Here is a 21,247-nt window from a genome sequence, read left to right as displayed (position 1 = left end):
TTCAGGACAAGCCTGGCCTGACAGCTTTCTGGATGGCCGCCCTGTAGACCTCTCGCTGCAACGGTTCGGAGCGACTGTCATGAATACAACCACGTTGAAAAGCCCCGTCTCTACCCAGGCACGAGCTCGTGAGCACACCGCCCGCAAGCGCCGGACCAGCCCCGGCTGGTTTCTGGTCAGCCCGTCGGTCCTGCTGCTTCTGCTCTGGATGATCGTGCCATTGGGCATGACCATCTACTTTTCGCTAATTCGCTATAACCTGCTCTACCCCGGTGAGAATGACTTCGTCGGTCTGGAGAATTTCGAATACTTCATCACCGACACCGGCTTCATGCCGGGCATGACCAACACCCTGCTACTGGTGGGCAGTGTCTTGTTGATCAGTGTGGTCCTGGGCGTACTGATTTCAGCGCTTCTGGAAGCCACCGAGTTCTGGGGGCGTGGGATTGTACGGGTCTTTCTGATTTCCCCCTTCTTCATCATGCCTACCGTCAGCGCACTGATCTGGAAGAACCTCATCTTCCATCCGGTTTCAGGCATTCTCGCCGCCGTCTGGAAGTTTTTTGGCGCACAGCCAATCGACTGGCTGGCAAATTACCCATTGCTGTCGATCATCTTGATCGTGTCCTGGCAATGGCTGCCCTTCGCCATTCTTATCCTGATGACCGCCATGCAGTCGCTTGATCAGGAGCAGAAAGAAGCAGCACGGCTGGACGGCGCCGGCCCGCTTGCCATTTTTTGGCACCTCACCCTGCCCCATCTGGCGCGTCCCATTGCCGTCGTGGTGATGATCGAAACGATCTTTCTACTTTCGGTCTTCGCTGAGATCTTTACCACCACCAGTGGCGGCCCTGGCTTCGCGTCTACCAACCTTGCGTATCTGATCTATAACCAGGCACTTCTGCAATTCGATGTAGGCATGGCCTCGGCAGGCGGATTGATCGCTGTCGTGATCGCCAACATTGCCGCCATCATCCTGGTTCGGATGCTTGGCAAGAACCTGACCCAACAGTGAGGATGCGACCATGATGACGCTCAAGCAATCTCGTCGCCTGCACAGTGCCGTTCTCGGCACGCTGGCCTGGATCATTGCGCTGGTGCTGTTCTTTCCAATCTTCTGGATGATCCTCACCAGCTTCAAGACTGAAATCGATGCCTTTGCAACCCCTCCGCAGTTCATCTTTATGCCCACGCTGGAGAATTATCTGCACATTCAGGAGCGCAGCGATTACTTTCATTTTGCCTGGAACTCCGTCGCCATCTCCTTTGGCTCTACAGTGCTGGGCTTACTGCTGGCGGTTCCAGCGGCGTACTCCATGGCCTTCCATGAGACGCGCCTGACCAAGCAGACATTGCTCTGGATGCTTTCGACCAAGATGTTACCGGCCGTAGGCGTTCTCATGCCGATCTACCTGATGACCAAGAGCCTGGGCCTGCTCGATACCAAGCTTTCGCTGATCATCATCTACACGCTGATCAACCTGCCCATTATGGTCTGGATGGTCTACACCTACTTCAAGGAAATTCCGAAGGACATCCTGGAAGCTGCTCGCCTGGATGGCGCCACCACCTTTCAGGAAATCGTCAGGGTTCTTCTGCCCATCAGCAAAGGGGGCCTGGCGTCGACGGTCCTGCTGTCGCTGATCCTGTGCTGGAACGAAGCGTTCTGGTCACTCAACCTCACCTCGTCCAACGCCGCGCCACTGACTGCCCTGATCGCGTCCTATTCAAGTCCGGAAGGCTTGTTCTGGGCCAAGCTGTCTGCCGTCTCGACACTGGCCTGCGCACCTATCCTGATTTTCGGCTGGATCAGTCAGAAGCAACTCGTACGCGGCCTGTCCTTCGGCGCCGTCAAATAAGAACAAGAGGATTTTCCATGGCTACGTTAAAGATTCGTAACCTGCGTAAAGGCTTTGACTCCATCGAGATCATCAAGGGTGTCGACCTGGATATCAACGACCGTGAATTCGTGGTGTTTGTCGGTCCTTCCGGTTGTGGCAAGTCCACGCTGCTGCGCCTGATTGCCGGCCTTGAGGATGTCACCAGCGGCACCATCGAGCTGGACGGCCGTGATATTACCGAGGTCAGCCCCGCCAAACGGGATCTGGCCATGGTATTCCAGACCTATGCGCTTTACCCCCATATGACGGTGCGCAAGAACATGTCGTTCGCGCTGGATCTGGCGGGAATTGCCAAAAGCGAAATAGAGAAGAAAGTTGACGAGGCGGCACGTATCCTCGAATTGGGTCATTTGCTTGAACGCAAGCCTCGCCAGCTTTCCGGCGGCCAACGCCAGCGTGTCGCCATTGGCCGCGCCATCGTACGCAATCCAAAGGTCTTTCTCTTCGACGAGCCCCTGTCCAACCTGGACGCTGCCTTGCGTGTCCAGATGCGCCTGGAACTGGCCAGGCTGCACCAGGAACTCAAGGCGACCATGATCTATGTCACCCACGATCAGGTCGAAGCCATGACACTGGCAACCAAAGTGGTAGTGCTCAACGGCGGCCGTATCGAACAGGTCGGCTCGCCGCTGGACCTCTACCATCACCCTGCCAATCTCTTCGTCGCAGGTTTTCTGGGCACACCCAAGATGGGCTTCCTGAAAGCCAAGGTCATCCATACCAGCGCTCAGGTGACGGAAATCGAGCTGGCCAGCGGGCCTCGACTGCGTCTGCCACGTGACGGCAGAGCATTGGCAATCGGCCACGAAGTCACCCTAGGTATTCGCCCTGAGCATCTCGTCATAGACCCTCAAGGTCAGCTGCCCGTGGTCACGGACGTAACCGAGCGCCTGGGCAGCGACACCTACTGCCACATGACCACGCCGTCTGACGAACCCCTCACCGTACGCGTACCGGGAGACTTTTCCGGTGCTTATGGCGAGCGGCTCAAGCTGGCCGTTGATGTGAGCCACTGTCATCTCTTCGATGAGCATGGGCAGGCCGTAAGCCGTGCCCTGCAACAAGCCGCCTGATCAACTGAATTCGCGTGGCTCAATAGGGCCACACCTGGAGACACCTGCATGAAACTCAATCGCCAGAATCTTGCACAGCTGACAGACCCGGTCCGCACGCCAAGCTACGTGCCATGTCAGACCCGGCATGGCATTGCTCACATCGGCGTTGGTGGCTTTCATCGAGCCCATCAGGCCATCTATACCGAAGCCCTTCTCAATCAGGGCGAGGCGCTGGACTGGTCCATTTGTGGGGTGGGATTGCGCAGTGAAGACCGCGCCATGCGCGACACTCTAGCCGAGCAGGACTATCTCTATACGCTTTTCGAGCTGGGCGACACGCCAGATCTTGAAGTCCGTGTTGTGGGGGCAATCAGCGAGATGCTGCTGGCAGAAGACAGTGCTCAGGCACTGATCAATAAACTGGCCCACCACCATATTCGCATCGTTTCGCTAACTATCACCGAGGGCGGCTACTGCATGGACGATAGCACCGGCGAGTTCAACGATGAACTTCCGCTGGTCCAGCATGACATCGCCCACCCGGAAGATCCCAAAACGGTTTTCGGATTTCTGCTGGCGGCCTTGTGCAAACGCCGTTGCGAAGGCACACCCCCTTTCACCATCATGTCCTGCGACAACATTCCTCATAATGGCGATGTCACCCGGCGAATGCTGCTGTCCTTTACCAAACTGGTAGACAAGGAGCTGGCGGACTGGATCGCCAAAAACGTCTCCTTTCCTAACGCGATGGTCGACCGTATCACCCCTATGACCAGTACCGCGCACAAGCAAAAGCTAAAGGACAGCTACGGCATCGAAGATGCCTGGCCGGTTGCGTGTGAGCCCTTCATGCAATGGGTACTGGAAGACAAATTCGTCAATGGCCGACCGGCTTGGGAAAAGGTAGGTGTTCAGTTCACTGACGACGTTACGCCCTATGAGGAGATGAAAATCAAGCTGCTCAATGGCAGCCATCTTGCCCTTACCTACCTGGGTTTCCTCAAGGGATATCGTTTTGTTCACGAGACCATGAATGACCCACTATTCGTCCAGTACATTCGTGATTACATGAACAAGGATGTTACCCCGCAGCTCGCCCCTGTTCCCGGTATTGATCTGGAAGCCTACAAGGACAAGCTGATCGAGCGTTTTTCCAACCAAGCGATTGCCGATCAGCTGGAGCGCGTCTGCTCGGATGGATCGTCCAAGTTTCCCAAGTTCACCATTCCCACTATCAATCGTCTGATTGCCGACAAGCAGAACCTGGATCGCGCCTCCCTCGTCGTGGCCGCCTGGGCGCTTTATCTCAAAGGCGTAGACGAGCGCGGCGAAACCTACCGTATTCCTGATCCCCGCGCCGACTTCTGCCAATCCCTGGTCAGAAACGATCAGCGCCTAACCGAGCAGCTGCTGGGTGTTGAGGAAATCTTTGGAACCTCTATCCCAAAATCCGCCGCCTTTATTGCCTCCTTCGAACGTAACCTCGCCAGCCTGAAAACCTTAGGCGTAGAGAAAACTCTGGAAAATCTTCTGAAGTCAGACAGGTGATCCCCAGGCTCTAGAAGCAAATGCATCTAGGGCCTTTCAGTACGAACAACAGCGAGACTACACATGTTTCTTGGTATTGATTGCGGTACACAAGGCACCAAGGCCGTCATTCTCGACTCAGCTACGGGCCAGATCCTGGGGGAAGGCTCCGCAGCCCACGACATGATCAGCGGGCCCAACGGCCGTCGTGAGCAGTTGCCTGAACAGTGGATCCAGGCATTTGAAACGGCTACACAGCAAGCACTCGCTCATGCTGGCCTGCCAGGAAACGCTCTCCGGGGTATCGGAATATCAGGCCAACAACATGGGCTGGTATTACTTGACAATGAAGGCCAAGTGCTCCGCCCTGCCAAGCTGTGGTGCGACACCGAGTCAACACTAGAGAACGAGGAGCTGCTCGATTACCTAGGCGGGCCTGCCGGTTCGCTGGAACGTCTTGGTATAGCCATTGCGCCGGGCTATACCGTATCCAAGCTTCGATGGACACAAAAACACTTTCCCGACCTTTTCGCCCGCATCGCTCATATTCTGCTTCCCCATGACTACCTGAATTACTGGCTCACAGGCCGTTGCTGTACCGAGTTTGGCGATGCGTCAGGGACAGGCTACTTCGATGTGCGGTCCCGGCAGTGGGATAACGACCTGCTTCTGCACCTTGATCCGACTGGACGCTTGATGAAGGCTCTGCCTGAACTCATCGAGGCCCATCAGCCTGTCGGCACGCTGCTTCCACCGGTTGCCAAGCGGCTGGGTCTGAATGAGCACGCCATCGTGTCTAGTGGCGGTGGAGATAACATGATGGGAGCAATCGGTACCGGAAACAGCCAGGAAGGCCTTATTACCATGAGCCTGGGCACTTCCGGAACGGTATACGCCTACTCTGCTAGCCCCCGCGTCAGCCCGCATGCATCTGTCGCAACGTTTTGCTCTTCGACTGGCGGCTGGCTGCCGCTGATCTGCACCATGAACCTGACAAACGCAAGCGGCGCGCTACGCGAGCTTTTGAACATCGACCTGCATACCTTCAACCGCCTTGTCGAACAGGCACCCATTGGGGCTGAGGGCATTACGGTTCTACCTTTCCTGAACGGCGAGCGCGTCCCTTCCCTGCCTACTGCTACGGCGAGCCTGCTGGGCCTGACCGCCTCCAACCTTACCCGTGCCAACCTGTGCCGTGCGATGATCGAAGGCGTAACCTTTGGCCTGCGCTATGGGCTGGACTTGCTGTGCGGCACCGGCATGCACAGCCAGACCATTCGCCTGATTGGCGGAGGAGCCAAAAGCCCTGTCTGGCGGCAGCTGGTGGCAGATATCATGGATACGCCGGTCATCAGCACCCTTCACACCGAAGCGGCGGCCCTTGGCGGTGCCATACAGGCAGCATGGTGCTGGTCTTCTCAGCATGACTCGGCAGACACCCTTGAATCGCTGAGCAAACGCTGCGTGCAGCTGGACGACGCGTCGCATGTCTCTCCTGATCCCGACCGCGCGCGTGCCTATGAAACTGTCTACCAGCGTTATCGGCACCAGCTTCATGCCTTGCATGGCGAAGTACTTGGCATCCATTAGTCTTTAAAAGATGAACCTCCTACTGCCGAGCCCGTCCTATTAGATAGGCACGTCAAAAAACATGAGGATGTGGTATGCAAGTCCAAGTGAACACCAATCAGATCGAAGGCAGTGCCGAGCTGCAAGAATGGGTAGGTTCTGCTGTTGTCGATCGCCTGGAGCGTTTCGAAGATCTCTTGACCCGCGTTGAAATTCACTTGAGCGATGAGAATGCTCAAAAATCCGGAGCGGAAGATAAGCGTTGTCAGATCGAAGCCCGCCCCAAGGGGTACCGCTCGATCTCAGTGACTCATAAAGCCGAAGCGCTAGACCTTGCCGTAGATGGCGCTGCAGAAAAAATGCGACACGCCCTTGAACACCTCACCGGAAAACTTGATGCAAAGGTTACGTCTACCGGCCACATCGACGACCCGATTAATCTGGAAGATTCACAGGAATTTACCGACTCGCTTCTGCAGGACGACTTCTTGGCCAAGCAGGCAGCGTTAGGTAAGGAATAACGTATCTCCCACCTTGCCGCGAGAGAATTGTTTCCTCTCGCGGCTTTCTTATCGATAGTGTCCAGCCTGGCTATACTGCGACTTCATTTCAGTCAGTGTATTAGTTCATCATGGATACGCAGGTTCGAGTTGCTCTCATCGGTTATGGCTTTGTAGGGGAAATCTTTCATGCCCCTCTCATCGAAAGCGTCGATGGCCTTCTTCTGACGCATATTGCCTCTCGCCAGCTCGATAAGATTCGCTCTCAACTCCCTCATATCAATGTCATCAGTGATTATCACGCTGCAGTAATGCATCCTGAAGTCGATCTGGTGGTCCTGGCCACGCCCAACGATACCCATGCAACACTGGCTGAAGCAGCCTTGCGAGCGGGTAAGCATGTCGTGGTGGACAAGCCCTTTACACTGACGCTTCGCGAAGCGCGCCAGCTGGCAGACATTGCTCAGGCAGAAAACAGATTTCTGTCCGTTTTTCAGAATCGCCGCTGGGACAGTGACTTCCTAGGCGCTCAGGAGCTGATAAACAGCAATCGTCTGGGTGAGATCGCCGTGTATGAATCGCGTATCGAACGCTTCCGGCCCGAGGTTAGGCAACGTTGGCGTGAAAGTGATGGACCGGGCAGCGGCCTGTGGTACGACCTGGGGCCGCATTTGGCGGATCAGGCACTCTGCCTGTTTGGTGTACCGCACCGTGTAACTGCCCAGCTTGTAAAGCAGCGGCAAGGCGCACTGGCGGATGACTGGTTTCACGTCGTACTCGACTATGGACGTACTCAGGCGATCCTGCAGGCCGGAATGTTGAGCGCTGGAGGATCGCCCCGCTTCATGATCCAGGGTACACAGGCCAGCTGGCTGAAGCGTGGCGCTGATCGTCAGGAGGACGCATTACGTCAGGGTATTTTGCCGGGCGGAGAAAATTGGGGCCTGGATGAGGATGCCGGACAGCTGCTCCATGCCGACGGCACTCAAGAGCTTGTAGCGGTGTCCACAGGGGATCATCGTCGTTATTACCAAGGCGTGATCAGTGCGTTACGGGGTGAGGCAGAAAACCCGGTTACGCCAGCTCAGGCGTGCTCACTCATGGCTGTCATCGAGGCTGTCCAGCGTTCTGCAGAAGAAGGGATCAGCGTTGTGCCCGACTTTAGCGAAGCCGAGCGCAACGCTTGGCGCTGATCAGCGAGCCCGCGCCTCCAGGGTCTCGGCAATACGCGCCGGGACCGCTTCCAATGCCGTCTTAACCTTGCGGGTCATTCGGCGCTCGATGAATTCAAAACTGAGCCATGACAACAGAAGAATGATCGGCAAGCACAGCAGCAGGGTTTCATAGGGATTCAACCCCACCTGATGATGTAGCCAGTAGTCGCCCAGCCATAGGACGATGACGTGGATGAGATAGACCGAGTAAGACCAATCACCCAACGCCTTGAGAACCCGATTACCCGCAAACAGTGGCTCCATTGCGATGCAGCTGGCTACAAGCAAGGCGCTGAAAACACCCCAAGTCAGCAAACGCCAGTCATTACCGGCATCAAAATGCAGAATCGTGGCTATCGAAAATCCTGCAACCAGTGGCGCTACCTTCAGACTTTGCGGTATGAACCCCTTTCGGTACAGCACACCGATACCCATGCCCAACAAGAACTCATACATGATGGGATTATGGTAGAAATGGCTGATAAAAGGCTGCTCTGCTGACGCAACGCTGACCCCAACCACCAGAAGCGATACAACCCAGAGTCGCCAGCGTTCCGGCACTTTGAATGACAGTGCAAACAACAGATAGAACAGCATTTCATAATTTAACGTCCATCCTACCGGCAGCGTGGGATACAAACCGAATCCTCCGGGATTCTGGCTCGGAATGAAAAACAGCGATAGCAATAGCTCCTTGCTTGTCACTCCATAAACAGGCATCACATCCGCCGCAAAAAAAATGATGGCAGCGGTAATACCGGTATAAAGCCAATAGGCGGGCACTATTCGCGCGATCCTATTCACCATGAACCGGAACGTGGGCATGGCTCGACCTGCTGTCGAGATATAGATCACGAACCCACTGAGCACAAAAAAGATATCGACTCCCACTTGCCCTCGCGTTGAGAGCAGATGGCCGACCAGGGTGTCGGACCGAAAATCAAAGAAGACCTGCATGAAGTGATGAAACACCACGAGCCAGGCTGCCAGAGCCCTTAGCGCTTGAAGCGAAACCAACATTGAAAGCGTTTGCCTCCTTGAAGCCCATTGATGCGGATAGGACTGCTGCAGCATCAGCCGCTCTGACAGCACATTTCGGTACTGATTAGGCAACGCTGACCTGTTCAGACAAACCTTAGAGGCTATATCCGCCCAGGGTCGACTCTCATCGACCCTCAGGGTTTCAAGTTTTGGCCCGCTTCATGACAGAGGTCACAAGCGAGCGCATCATTATGCTTTTGGCTTAGCCGAAATCCGCCACGCTCTATGAATCTTGCTGTTCCGTGCAAAATCCGGATCAAGTGTCTCGTGCGTAATCTCTTCTACCTGGTAGCGTGCTGCGAGCGAGGCATCCAGCTCGAACTTTCGGAAGTTGTTCGAAAAATAAAGGAGGCCTCCCCGGGCAAGCCGAGCCATGGCCATATCGATCAGTGAAACGTGATCACGCTGAACATCGAACACGCCCTCCATACGCTTGGAGTTGGAGAAGGTTGGCGGATCGATAAAGATCAGATCGTACTCTCCCCGGTTCTCATCGAGCCACTCCATGACATTGGCTTGTTCCAGACGATGCTTGTCAGAGAAGCCATTGAGCGCCAGATTGCGACGCCCCCAGTCCAGATAGGTCCGTGACATGTCTACGCTGGTGGTGCTGCGGGCACCGCCAACCGCTGCATGTACAGTCGCCGTCGCGGTGTAACAGAACAGGTTCAGGAAACGCTTGCCAGCGGCCTCCTGCTGGATACGCAAGCGCAAGGGGCGATGATCCAAGAACAGGCCGGTGTCCAGATAGTCGGTCAGGTTGACCAGAAGCTTCACACCCCCTTCGATCACCTCCATAAAGTGACCCTGCGCAGCCTGACGCTCGTACTGCTTCTTACCGGTCTGGCGCTCGCGACGCTTCACGACCACACGAGTAGAATCAACATTCAGCGCCTGCGGAATGGCTGCCAATGCGTCCAACAACCGCGACTGCGCCTTTTCCGGGTCGATAGTCTTCGGCGGTGCGTATTCCTGCACATGAACCCAGTCACGGTACAGATCGACGGCAACAGCGTACTCGGGCATGTCCGCGTCATACACGCGATAACACTCGATCTCTTCCTTACGCGCCCATTTGGAAAGTTGCTTCAGGTTCTTTTGCAGGCGATTGGCAAACATCTGCCCGCCTTCGCTCAGCTTGGCAGGTTCCGCTGCTACCTGCGCCTCATCACGGGATTGTGACGATGTGGAAGAACGTTCACCAGTCACAAATTGCCGTGGTTCGATCTCGAACATGAGCAGCTTGCAAGGCAGTGCACCGTTCCAGAAGGCATATTGCTTGTGGCTGCGGATACCCATGCGCTTGCCCAGCTCCGGTGCTCCCGTAAACACACCGGCACGCCAGTTCAAGCAACTCATGCGTAGACGCTCACCCAGGTTCTGATAGAGATACAGCAGGCTTGCCTCATCCCCCAGGCGCTCGCCATAGGGTGGGTTGCAGATGACCAGACCAGTCTGGTTCTTATCTGGTCGCGGTTCAAAATTCGCTACTTCTCCCTGATAAACCTTGATCCAGTCGCCCAGCCCTGCCCGTTCGATATTATTGCGGGCGGGTTGAATAAGCCGAGGGTCGGCTTCATACCCGCGAATCCATAGCGGTGGACGCGCAAGCCCGGCGACAGCTCGATCCTCGGCCTCGTCAATCAAGCGATTCCACACCGCCGGGATATGCCCCAACCAGTTCGAGAACCCCCAATGTTCCCGCTTCAGATTGGGCGCGATGTCCGCAGCCATCAACCCTGCCTCAACAAGGAACGTCCCTACCCCGCACATCGGGTCAGCCAACGCGCCGCCCTGCGCGGCCAGTTGCGGCCAGCCCGCACGAATCAGAATGGCCGCCGCCAGATTTTCCTTGAGCGGTGCTGCACCCTGCTGTAGACGGTAACCTCGCTGGTGCAGGCTGTGTCCGGACAAATCCAGCGATACCGTCGCTTCACCTCGATCCAGATGAACGTGAATGCGAACGTCCGGCCGCACCTTGTCAATCGACGGACGCTGCCCCGATACCCTGCGCAGCCCATCGACAATCGCATCCTTGACCTTGAGCGCACCGAAATGTGTGTTATCAATCCCCGAACCCTTTCCGGAAAACTCAACGGCCAATGTCCCGTTGGGCTCAAGGTGTTCGCTCCAATCAATAGCCGCCACCCCGTCGTAAAGGGTATCGGCATTGGTTACTGTAAAGCGCGACAGTACCAGTAGCACCCGGTTTGCCAAACGTGACCAGAGGCAAAGCCGATAGGCTGTTTCCAACGTGCCCTGCCCACGTATGGCAGAGACCTGAGCCCGCGCCTGCTCCAGACCAAGCGCTTGTGCCTCGTCCAGTAGCAGCCCGTCCAGCCCTTTTGGGCACGTCAGAAACAATTCGTATTGATTGGTCATGAATCGTCATTACTCATTGATGGCAGGTTTACTGACCGGCCAGAAAACTGAAAACCATAAAAAGCCCTATTACATAAGGCTTTGACTGTTAGGACCGGCCTTGTAAAGGTCTTTCTTAGCCGGTCGTTATGGTTAGATTTGATAAAAACACTATGGTTATGCCAAAACGATCATTCACATAGCTGTAACCATTGGTTAGAACTTAACCAATCCCGATTCGCAATGAGCGGGATGAGAAGCGTCACGCCGGCAACGCTTCCACGAGGCCCAAGGGCCATTGGAAAAACAGTCAACAAACGAGGGCAACACCCTATGAGAAGACTTAAGCGTGATCCGATGGAACGAGCTTTTCAACGTGGTTATCAGCACGGCGTTAGCGGAAAATCCCGCGATCTTTGCCCCTTTAACCATCAAAAAATCCGCCAGGCCTGGATGAACGGTTGGCGCGAAGGCCGCGGCGACCACTGGGATGGCTTCATCGGCACAGCAGGTATTCATCGCTTAAATCAACTCAACGTAGCAGGCTGATACAACCTAATTCGTTTTGGACGGGTGACTTAACGCCCTCAAACAGATCGCACTGGTGAACACCAGATACGCCTCCAACGAGGCACAGGGCTCCTTAAGGAGCCCTTTTGATTGTCGAAGCGATAGCATCTACCGACTCGCGAATGAGTGCCGGTCCCTTGTAAATGAAGCCGGTATAGATTTGAACCAGGCTCGCACCCGCCGCTATCTTCTGCTCTGCGTGGATACCCTCGGTAATGCCGCCTGCCGCAATAATGGGCAGTTTGCCCTTTAGCTCCGACGCCAGCACACGTACCGTATGCGTACTCTTATCACGCACCGGCGCACCGGAAAGACCGCCCGCCTCGGCAGCATAGGGAAAATTCTCCACGCCGTCCCGGCTCAGAGTCGTGTTCGTCGCGATGATCGCGTCCATGCCTGCCTGATGAATGGCATGGGCTACCAGTACAGTCTCTTCATCCGTCATGTCCGGCGCGATCTTGATGGCAATCGGCACTCGCTTGCCGTAACGCACCGCCAGATCCTCCTGACGAAGCCGAAGCGCTTCCAGAAGCGCTTTGAGCGAGTCACCAAATTGCAGGCTGCGCAGTCCGGGTGTATTGGGCGAGCTGACGTTGACGGTCACGTAGCTGGCATGCTCATAGACCTTGTCCAGGCATAGCAGATAATCGTCAGCGGCACGCTCGACAGGCGTATCGAAATTCTTGCCGATATTGATTCCAAGAATGCCTTTGTACCGGGAGGCCCGAACCCGCTGAATCAGATGATCGACGCCCAGGTTGTTGAACCCCATGCGATTGATGATGGCCTCAGCCTGGGGAATACGGAACAGCCGTGGCCGAGGGTTACCCGGCTGTGGCCTTGGCGTTACCGTACCCACCTCGACAAAACCGAACCCCAGCTGTGAAAAACCATCGATGGCAGCACCGTTTTTATCCAGTCCAGCCGCCAGGCCTACAGGGTTGGCGAACTCCAGCCCCATGACCGTGACGGGGAACGAAGGCTGGCGATGAAACAGGCCATTGAGACCCAGCCTGCCACCAGCACCAATCAGATCAAGGGTCAGATCGTGGGACGTTTCCGGAGAAAGCTTGAACAGTAGGTTACGAACCGTGGAGTACATGGGCAAGGGCTGTTCGAATGGAAGGACCGCCCATTATACAGCTCAACAAGTCGCGAGTCTCTCCATGCCCGTAGTGGGAATAAGCCGTACAGCTCTTTTGTAATTGCAAAGCAGTTATCAGTAACGAACTGAACAAGTTATAAAATGTCAGAATAAAAAGAGTATTTTTCAAAACCTGCTCGTATTTATCTGGTGCCTTTCAACTCGTGCTCCACTTCCTCGGGTTAGTCCCAACCGTTCGGAAGAAAAACGCGCAGACTTTTCTGTGCATGCCATAGTTAATTGTTAGTGCAATCAGTGAATCTTTATCAATCGGCAGAGTCCGATGGCCCACCGTTAGCCAGCGGGTCTTTGGATACAAATGGAGCGCCAGTGAATTGCCCCACGGAGGGAAAATGAGCCCGCGGAATGCGCTAAGCCTCAGTGCTCGGTTCATGGCGCTTACCCAGCGCTTGAAACTTGGTCAGTCGGCCAGTCGAGTGCTGCATCGCGCCAGCCGTCTGGATCTTAATTTTCAGCCACTCCCGAAGGATGTCGAAAGCATCTGGTGGGATGAAGGGCTTCCCCTGTATCAATTGATTTCCCTGTCACGTGGAGCACTTTCAGGTCCGGTTCAGGAAGACAAGGCGCCTGCCTATGAGCTTCTCAGCCAGCTCATCAAGACGCGGCAGATCAACTACTCCAGCTTCGACCTGCGCTGGATCAACGGCGTCTATACACGCCACCCCGCCGTCAGCACGGTCTCGGCGAGCAGCTTTGAAGAGCTGGCCGCTACACCCTACTGTCGCCGCCATGTACGCATTATCAGTTATCGCGACTTTGAGGCCACACTGGGCCAGGCCCTGGCAGGAAACCGCTTTTCACTGCAGCTTCGTGAAGCAAGCTGGCGCGGCTCACGGCTGTTCTGGTATGGCGATGAGCAGCAGGTTTGCGCTTTTGCAGGCGCAGTAGCTTATGCACGCCTGAGAGGCCTTGAATATCTACTGCCCGCAGAATTGACGACCTATCAGCTCGATCCGGCTGCGGTAGAGACACTCGGTGAAGCCTTCCATGTACTTGCCGTACCTTCGGAGTGCTGGAACGAGCGAGGGTTTGTAAAACTACTGATTGATAACGCCATTCCCTATGCCCGACTTACTCTTCCCGGACACCCGGAGCAGCTGGAATGGCTTCTGCTGCCCCGTCAGTCACCGTTAAGCGATGCGCTAGGTCAGGGACTCAAATTGGCAGGCGCTCCCGATCTGTTGGTTCGCCTACGCCAGATTGGAGCGATTCCTGATGAAAGGACACCCACAGCGCCGTTACCGCCTGAAGAATCAGGCGGTGCTTGAGGCGACCGGTTGAAAGCGTTGCCCTGCCTGTAAAAACAAGCCAAAGGCTTGAGATTGACCGCTGAAGAGATCGTCTTCTTTCCAATGTACCGCCCGATGCTCCAGCTCTGCCAGAAAAGCAGGCCATCCGGCTGGCCCGGAGTCAGGAACATGACTCAGATAATGAGTTGCAGCCCGAATCAATGGCTCATCACTACCAGCCACATAGCGGGCAATCATCTTGCCGCCGAGCCGTGACCCTTCAAGCACATAAGCATATCCCCAAAGGGTGGCCTCATTACTGCAGGCCTGCAAAGGCTTATATTCAGGTACAGACACACCCAGCATGGCCAAATCTTCGGCCAACGCAAACCGACGCCGACGCTGCTTCCAGTCAGGCATCATCGCTTCGATGCCGGAGGACTCAAGCATCTCCTCCATGGGAAACAAGGCCCATGCATGGGCAACCAGAAACGTCTGGTAGCCATCCAGATCCGTTAGACGATAGGACGAAAACAAGGCGTCCACCTGCTGGTGCAATTCGCCACCGGCCTGTCGTAAACGCTCACGAATAGAGGACGTACTCATGTCTGCTGTATTACTTTCAAGGGATTGGAGCCTTTCAGGGCTGAATGAACCTTATTCGCCAGGTCATTTTCTCGGAAGGGCTTGGGTACGATGAAATATTCCTGCTCGTCCAACTCGCCGAGTTCGGCGTATCCGGTAATGAAGACTACCGGAAGATCGGGCTGGCGTTGGCGCAACGTTCGGGCAAGCTCGGCGCCGTTCATGCCCGGCATGGCAAAGTCAGCCAGCAACAGATCAATCTTGGCCGTACGCTCTATCACCGCCAATGCAGCAAAACCGTTTTGCGCCTCGATGACGCTATATCCCAGCTCCTGAAGCAGCGTTGAGGTAACCTCCCGAACGGCACTGTCATCATCAACCAGCAGGATCGTACGTCTGGGTCCATCCATACGACTTTCGGAGGCTGCCTGGGTATCCGACGCCGCATCATCCAACTCCACCTCGGCGCGAGGTAGAAATACTTTGACTTCGGTGCCTACACCCAATTCGGTTTCGATGCGCACTCCACCACCGGATTGCTTGGCAAAACCAAACACCTGAGCAAGCCCCAGGCCAGACCCCTTGCCTACTTCCTTGGTAGTAAAGAACGGTTCGAATGCCTTGGCCAGCACCTCATCTGTCATACCCGTGCCAGAATCGCGTACGGACATCATGACGTAATCGCCCGGCTCTGGCTCTTCAGGCCGCGAAGGTGCGGCTGTAATCGTCTGGTTGGCCGTGGTCAGACGCAGCGACCCGCCTACGCTCATGGCATCCCGAGCATTAATTGCCAGATTCAGGATGATCAACTCGATCTGGGTCGGATCGACCAAGGCATGCCAAAGCCCCGGCTCCAGGGAGGTCTCAATCCAGACACTGCCGCCCATGGTGCTTTGCAGCAAGGCCAGCATGCTGTTGACCGTCTCGTTCAGTTCAACAGGCTTTGGCGCAAGACGCTGGCGTCGTGAAAACGCCAATAACTGGCCAATCAGCTTGGCGCCTCGCTCTCCCGCCTCGCGAACGTTCTGCAGACGCGAAGGCAGCTTTTCTAAAGTACCCTTTTCCAGATCGCGCCCCATGAACGCCGCACTGCTGAGAATGACAGTCAATAGATTGTTGAAGTCATGCGCAACACCGGCCGTAAGCTGACCCACGGCTTCCAGGCGCTGCATTTGCTGCAGCGTCGCCTCTACCCGCTCCCGCTCATTGATCTGCTCACGCAGCTGCCGGTTGGCTGTCGCCAGTTCTTCCATGGCATCCACTTCGGCGGTGATGTCGCGCCCCGAGCCATACAACTTTCCATCTTCGGGCACAGCCGTCCAGGAAATCCAGCGATAGCTGCCGTCTCGATGCTGAATACGATTAACGAACCGGTTGGTTATCCGGCCGTTACTAACACTGTTCAGCTCAGCCTGGGTAATGCTGCGATCATCACTATGCACCAGCTCAATGAACGGCTTGTCGATCAAGGCCTGGCGATCCCATCCTAGGGTCTCAGCCCAGGCCGGGTTCAATGCCAACAGACGACCTTGTGATCCGGTTACGATCAACAGGTCTCGTGACAGATCCCAGGTACGGTCGCGCTCGCGTGTACGTTCCTGTACACGTTCGCCCAGCAAGGTATTGAGTTGCTCCAGCGCTTCGGTGGCCCGCTTCTGCTGGGTAATATCCATCATTACCCCGAGCAGACGGGTGCAGATGCCATCCTCGAAGAATGCCTTGCCTCTCGCCTCGATCCAGCGCTGTCCTCCAGTAGGAAGAGAAATCCGGTATTCCGCGTGATATTCCTGGTCATTGCTGTGCTCGGTAGCACGGCGGACCGCGTCAAACATTTTCTGGACTTCGTCCGGATGCCCCAGTCGAGCAAACAACTCCAAATCGACCTGTGCGTCCGAAGGCAAGTCGAACATGGCCTTGCAGCGCTCGTCCCACAGCAGGCAGTTGGTCTCGGGTTGAAGCTCCCACATGCCCAGGCGCGCCGCATCGATTGCCAGCCGGGAGCGCACTTCAAGCGTTTGCAGAGCCTCTTCGGCCTTGCGGCGCTCCCGTCGTTCATGCACAACAGTCAATGCACGCTCTACAGAAGTAGAAAGCAGCTCCAGACTCTGTTTGAGCACGTAGTCATTCGCGCCCAGGCGCATCATCTCGACGGCATGTGCCTCACCAAAAATGCCGGAAACAAAGATGAACGGCGTATCGGGAGCCGCTACGCGCGCCACTTTGAGCGCCTCGGCTCCAGAAAAGCCAGGCAGGATGATATCCGACAGAATAAGATCGAACGGCTGGCCGCACAGTGCCGCGTCAAGCCCCGCTCGGTCATACACAACCGTCGGCTCAAGACTAAAGCCGTTGCGCTCCAGTTCGATAAGGATCAGCTCGACGTCGAGCTTGCTATCCTCGACCAACAATATCTTGATGCGTTTCGGTAAGGACATATTGCTTCGCCGAGCAGGTTCCACGAGCATGGAACGTGAAATCAGGCCGTTCGGGTCATCTGCAGTATAGGATTTGATAAGGACCTCACTATGAGCCGGGGCGACGGGTTAGACGAAACGAACCGGGTGGCGGCTCGTTGAGCACAGCCCAGAAGATGCCTAGGTCGCTGATGGCCGCTACGAAATCACGAAACTCAACAGGTTTTACCACATAAGCATTGACACCGAGCTGATAGGCCCGCTCCAGATCAGGCTCCTCGCGAGAAGAAGTCAGCATTACAACCGGTATGCTGCGCAATGATGGGGTATCACGCACTTCTTTGAGCACCTCAAGGCCATCGACCTTGGGTAATTTCAAGTCCAGCAGCATTACCGCCGGATTTCCCTCAAGGCGCTCAGCATGAGCGCCCCGGCGCATGAGATAGTCCAACGCCTCGGCACCGTCGCGCAGAACAATGACCTCGTTGGCCAACTGGCTCCGTTCAAGCGCAACCAGCGTCAGCTCGAGATCGTGCGGATTATCCTCGATCAGAAGAATCGGCTTAAGCATAGAAGGAGTCTCAACGTTTCTGTGTGGAAAGGGGGCGCTGTTTCGGTAAAGCAAAATAGAACGTGGCACCTGTGCCCGGCTCGCCCTCAGCCCAGACCCTGCCATCATGGCGTTCTATGATACGGCGGACAGTGGCAAGGCCGATACCGATGCCTTCGAACTCGTCCATATGGTGCAGTCGCTGGAAGACGCCGAACAGCTTGCCCACGTAATCCATGTTGAATCCGACCCCGTTATCCCTGACATGGAAAATGTCTTCCTTGTCGGTTGATTCTGAGCCGATCTCGATAACCGCCTGCTCGCGGTTGCGGGTGTACTTGATCGCGTTGGAAATCAGGTTGCGGAGCGCCAGATGAATAAAAGCCGCATCTGCAATGACCATCGGCAATGGCTCGACCTTCCACTCGATGTTGCGCCCGGCAAAGTCAGGCGCCATCTCCTGACGAATCGCTTCGATCAAGGCTGCGACATTGACATCGGAATAGCGGATCGCAGCCCTTCCCATCTGGGAAAAGCTCAGCAGGTTGTCAACCAGGGTTCCGGCAAACCGTGCTGAAACGCCGATGTTCTCAAGGAAGCGTGCGCCGCGATCAGAGAGCTTGTCGCCCTCGAAGTCATTGAGTAATTCTGCATAACCGGCAATGTGCCGAAGAGGCGCACGCAGGTCATGTGAGACGCTATAGGAAAAGGCTTCAAGTTCCTTATTGGTTCGCTTGAGCTCTTCTGCCAGCTCGGCCAACTCTTCAGCCTTGCGCAAGACGATACCGCGAACGGCATTACGCAGCTCGATGCTGCCCTCGACCTCCAGCGGATCCCACGGCAATGAGAAGCCTCGGACGGTTTCCTGCCACGTGCTAAAGCTCAGACGGGGATTGAGCATCCCGTCGTCCTGCACCGCCTTATGCGGCGGCCCGGCCCAGTTGACGACCTGAACCTGCTCTGGCCTGAACCAGATCAGGTAATGGGAGTGAAGCTCGGAAATCGGCACCGCCAGCAAACCGGCAACATAGCCGCCCAATTCCAGTTCGGGAATATCGCGTGTCACATTGTTGGTATGGAAATCATCTTCAACATGTGTCGAGAGCCACATCACCAACGACTCGACGACCGAACGCGGGGGTGTCTGACCAATCAGGTCGCAGCGCTCAGCCGATACGATAGCACCACCCGACGCACTGGCGAACCGGAGGAAAATATCGGGTACTTCAGCGATGCCCTCGATAACACTGTCGCGGTCAGCCATCGCGGCCAGCAACTGCACGATCATCTGCCGAAGCGACAGGCGGCGATCGGATAACTTGTGAGACTCACCAGCCTCGATCTGCAAGGACAGCATACGTCCCAGGAGTTCGCAGCCAGTGCGCTTCTGGAAGCTCACCGACTTTGGCTCGGCATCGTGGCAGGAAATCAGCCCCCAGAGCTCGTTATCCACCAGAATAGAAATGGACATCGAGGCCTGCGTACCCATGTTACGCATGTATTGGACATGCACTGGCGATACGCTGCGTAGCATTGCAAAGCTCAAATCCAGTGGGCGCCCCGTTTCCGGGTTGACGGAAGGCTCGATGATAGAGGGCTCGTAATGGGCGTCCTGAATGACACGAATCCGGTTTTCAAGATAAAGCCGACGCGCTTGAGCCGGGATATCCGACTCGGGGAAGACATGGCCAAGGTAACGGTCGTAACCCTCGTCTGCCTCTTCGGCAATCACCTGGCCATGGCCGTCGTGATCGAAGCGATATGCCAGTACTCGGCCAAACTGCGTAATGCGCTTGACCTCTCGTACCGCCAGCAGGCAAAGCGCCTCAATGGACTCGGCATGCTGCAGCTGCTCGACAAAGGTACGCACCAATGGGTACATCGTTGTGTAAGCCATTGCTGCCGTACCGGCCGCTTCGAACTCGGCGATCAATACATCATCGAAACGATGCACGAACATGGCAAACTGGTTGCCGTTATCACCAAGGCGCAGGACTACATCACCCAGATAGAAAGGATTGTGGTCTTCGACGACCAGCTCCTTCAGCCGCTCGGGCAGATCCGTTTCTGGCAGAAAATCACTCAGGCATTTCCCTAACAGATCGGCAGGGCTGGCATGCAAATAATCCTGTACGTTTTGGCTAACCTGAGTAATTGTCAGGCTCGGCTCGCTCAGGGCCAGCAGAAATCCATGTGGCTGGATACTACCGGGAATGTGTATAGGTTCTTTCGCACATTCCGTCAGCGTGCTGGCTGGAAGCGAGGAACTGGGATTGTCGGCGACGGCCAAGCATCCTCTCCTGTCGTTACGTATGGATGATTTATCTATGCCTATTGTGCCTGCATAGGTACGTTATTGTACAAGTGTGATTGATCGGGATAGCGCTAAAGATCTGTGATCCGCTCACTAGAGCTTTCCTGTTGTACATGTCTTGTCAAACAGTGCTGGTGGACTGCGGAACTATTAGTTACCTAGGGTAAGTCGAAACGGCTGAATCATCCCAAGGAGCAAGTTATCCATGTTCGCGCGCCTCGCCCCTGCTTTGCTGCTAGCTACCCTGACACATTCGGCGTTGGCTGCCGATGCCGCCTATGGTCCACGTCTGGAAGGTTTCGAATACGCTTACCCGGTAAGTGAGTTTGAGTTCACATCCCAAAATCAACGCCTGCAAATGGCTTACATCGATGTGAAGCCTACCGCAACACCTAACGGGCGTACCGTGGTGTTGATGCATGGAAAGAACTTTTGTGCCGGAACCTGGGAAACGACCATAGCCCAACTGAGTGGGGCCGGTTATCGGGTCGTAGCGCCGGACCAGATTGGTTTTTGTAAATCCACCAAACCTGAACACTATCAATATACCTTTCAGCAGCTGGCGGTGAATACCCACGCGCTTCTCGAGCATCTGGGTGTAGACAAGGTCACAGTTTTAGGTCATTCCACCGGTGGCATGCTGGCTACCCGCTATGCCCTGCTCTACCCCAGCCAGGTCGAGCAGCTGGTCATGGTTAACCCCATTGGCCTTGAAGACTGGAAAACCAAAGGTGTGCCTTACCGTAGTGTTGATCAATGGTACGAGCGGGAGCTCAAAACAAGCGCTGAAGGTATTCGCAAGTACGAACAGAACACCTATTACGCCGGCCAGTGGAAGCCTGAATACGATCGCTGGGTCGATATGCTGGCCGGGCTGTATCGTGGTGAAGGCAAGCAGGTCGTAGCCTGGAATTCGGCCCTGCTGTACGACATGATCTATACCCAGCCGGTGGTCTATGAATTTGATCAGCTGCGCATGCCAACGCTGCTCATGATAGGCACCAAGGACAATACTGCCATTGGCAAGGACGCAGCCACCCCAGAAGCACAGAAGGCACTGGGTGACTATACGACCCTAGGCAAGCAGACAGCCAAGACCATTCCCTATGCCACACTAATCGAATTTGATGATATGGGACATGCACCACAAATCCAGGATCCCGAGCGCTTTCACAAGGCGCTGCTCAAAGGATTGGCTGACATTAAATAAGCTCATAAAAAACCCCGCCGAGGCGGGGTTTTTTATCGATGG

At 55.6% G+C, this 21,247-nt stretch carries 17 protein-coding genes; 10 read left to right on the top strand and 7 right to left on the bottom strand.

Annotated elements, in window-relative coordinates:
• Window positions 1–79: 79 nt before the first annotated feature.
• From JQR90_RS08360 to JQR90_RS08330, 7 genes are all read left to right on the top strand, one after another.
• The gene (locus JQR90_RS08360; protein WP_010797990.1) at window positions 80–1,015 is read left to right on the top strand and encodes a carbohydrate ABC transporter permease; all 936 of its coding nucleotides are present in this window, start codon (window positions 80–82) and stop codon (window positions 1,013–1,015) included.
• Between the two features lie 10 nt (window positions 1,016–1,025).
• Window positions 1,026–1,859 carry a carbohydrate ABC transporter permease gene (locus JQR90_RS08355; protein WP_010797989.1) on the top strand — a complete coding sequence of 278 codons (834 nt, stop codon included), beginning with the start codon at window positions 1,026–1,028 and terminating at the stop codon, window positions 1,857–1,859.
• Between the two features lie 17 nt (window positions 1,860–1,876).
• A complete protein-coding gene (locus tag JQR90_RS08350) occupies window positions 1,877–2,974 on the top strand; it encodes an ABC transporter ATP-binding protein (RefSeq protein WP_434140714.1) in 1,098 nt (365 codons plus the stop codon).
• A gap of 48 nt (window positions 2,975–3,022) precedes the next feature.
• Window positions 3,023–4,504: a mannitol dehydrogenase family protein gene (locus tag JQR90_RS08345; protein WP_434140713.1), complete on the top strand. Its 1,482-nt coding sequence runs from the start codon at window positions 3,023–3,025 to the stop codon at window positions 4,502–4,504.
• 63 nt (window positions 4,505–4,567) lie between these two features.
• Window positions 4,568–6,073, top strand: a complete 1,506-nt coding sequence (gene xylB / locus JQR90_RS08340) for a xylulokinase (protein ID WP_434140712.1) — start codon at window positions 4,568–4,570, stop codon at window positions 6,071–6,073.
• 74 nt (window positions 6,074–6,147) lie between these two features.
• Window positions 6,148–6,573 carry an HPF/RaiA family ribosome-associated protein gene (locus tag JQR90_RS08335; protein WP_010797985.1) on the top strand — a complete coding sequence of 142 codons (426 nt, stop codon included), beginning with the start codon at window positions 6,148–6,150 and terminating at the stop codon, window positions 6,571–6,573.
• 110 nt (window positions 6,574–6,683) lie between these two features.
• Complete coding sequence (locus JQR90_RS08330) at window positions 6,684–7,745, top strand: oxidoreductase (RefSeq protein WP_434140711.1); 1,062 nt, start codon at window positions 6,684–6,686, stop codon at window positions 7,743–7,745.
• Here the strand turns inward: JQR90_RS08330 and JQR90_RS08325 are convergent, their stop codons facing one another.
• On the bottom strand, window positions 7,746–8,786 hold the full coding sequence (locus tag JQR90_RS08325) for an acyltransferase family protein (RefSeq protein WP_434140710.1): 1,041 nt from the start codon (window positions 8,784–8,786) through the stop codon (window positions 7,746–7,748).
• Window positions 8,787–8,996: 210 nt separating this feature from the next.
• On the bottom strand, window positions 8,997–11,189 hold the full coding sequence (rlmKL, locus tag JQR90_RS08320) for a bifunctional 23S rRNA (guanine(2069)-N(7))-methyltransferase RlmK/23S rRNA (guanine(2445)-N(2))-methyltransferase RlmL (RefSeq protein WP_434140709.1): 2,193 nt from the start codon (window positions 11,187–11,189) through the stop codon (window positions 8,997–8,999).
• Window positions 11,190–11,501: 312 nt separating this feature from the next.
• Between rlmKL and rmf the strand changes: the two genes are divergently transcribed.
• Window positions 11,502–11,717 carry a ribosome modulation factor gene (gene rmf / locus JQR90_RS08315; protein ID WP_010797981.1) on the top strand — a complete coding sequence of 72 codons (216 nt, stop codon included), beginning with the start codon at window positions 11,502–11,504 and terminating at the stop codon, window positions 11,715–11,717.
• Window positions 11,718–11,811: 94 nt separating this feature from the next.
• Here the strand turns inward: rmf and JQR90_RS08310 are convergent, their stop codons facing one another.
• Window positions 11,812–12,840 carry a quinone-dependent dihydroorotate dehydrogenase gene (locus JQR90_RS08310; RefSeq protein ID WP_404627642.1) on the bottom strand — a complete coding sequence of 343 codons (1,029 nt, stop codon included), beginning with the start codon at window positions 12,838–12,840 and terminating at the stop codon, window positions 11,812–11,814.
• Between the two features lie 395 nt (window positions 12,841–13,235).
• Here JQR90_RS08310 and JQR90_RS08305 point away from each other — a divergent pair, with 395 nt between their 5' ends.
• The gene (locus JQR90_RS08305; RefSeq protein ID WP_434140708.1) at window positions 13,236–14,171 is read left to right on the top strand and encodes a DUF6685 family protein; all 936 of its coding nucleotides are present in this window, start codon (window positions 13,236–13,238) and stop codon (window positions 14,169–14,171) included.
• Here JQR90_RS08305 and JQR90_RS08300 read toward each other — a convergent pair.
• From JQR90_RS08300 to JQR90_RS08285, 4 genes are all read right to left on the bottom strand, one after another.
• Window positions 14,157–14,738 carry a biliverdin-producing heme oxygenase gene (locus JQR90_RS08300; protein WP_010797978.1) on the bottom strand — a complete coding sequence of 194 codons (582 nt, stop codon included), beginning with the start codon at window positions 14,736–14,738 and terminating at the stop codon, window positions 14,157–14,159. The genes JQR90_RS08305 and JQR90_RS08300 overlap by 15 nt on opposite strands.
• Entirely contained in the window at window positions 14,735–17,152 is a 2,418-nt protein-coding gene (locus tag JQR90_RS08295; protein WP_219651950.1) for a response regulator, read from the bottom strand. Before JQR90_RS08295 ends, JQR90_RS08300 begins: the two co-directional genes overlap by 4 nt.
• A gap of 88 nt (window positions 17,153–17,240) precedes the next feature.
• Window positions 17,241–17,702 carry a response regulator gene (locus JQR90_RS08290; RefSeq protein ID WP_073449641.1) on the bottom strand — a complete coding sequence of 154 codons (462 nt, stop codon included), beginning with the start codon at window positions 17,700–17,702 and terminating at the stop codon, window positions 17,241–17,243.
• Window positions 17,703–17,712: 10 nt separating this feature from the next.
• The gene (locus tag JQR90_RS08285; protein ID WP_434140707.1) at window positions 17,713–19,971 is read right to left on the bottom strand and encodes an ATP-binding protein; all 2,259 of its coding nucleotides are present in this window, start codon (window positions 19,969–19,971) and stop codon (window positions 17,713–17,715) included.
• 229 nt (window positions 19,972–20,200) lie between these two features.
• On the opposite strand from JQR90_RS08285, the gene JQR90_RS08280 reads away from it, so the two are divergent.
• Window positions 20,201–21,205, top strand: a complete 1,005-nt coding sequence (locus tag JQR90_RS08280; RefSeq protein WP_434140706.1) for an alpha/beta fold hydrolase — start codon at window positions 20,201–20,203, stop codon at window positions 21,203–21,205.
• Window positions 21,206–21,247: the final 42 nt, after the last annotated feature.

The sequence above is a fragment of the Pseudomonas sp. JZ114 genome, from assembly GCF_051027705.1.
Taxonomy (GTDB): domain Bacteria; phylum Pseudomonadota; class Gammaproteobacteria; order Pseudomonadales; family Pseudomonadaceae; genus Chryseomonas; species Chryseomonas luteola.
Note: the sequence above shows the minus strand (reverse complement) of the source record. Positions and strands in the feature narration are given on the sequence as shown.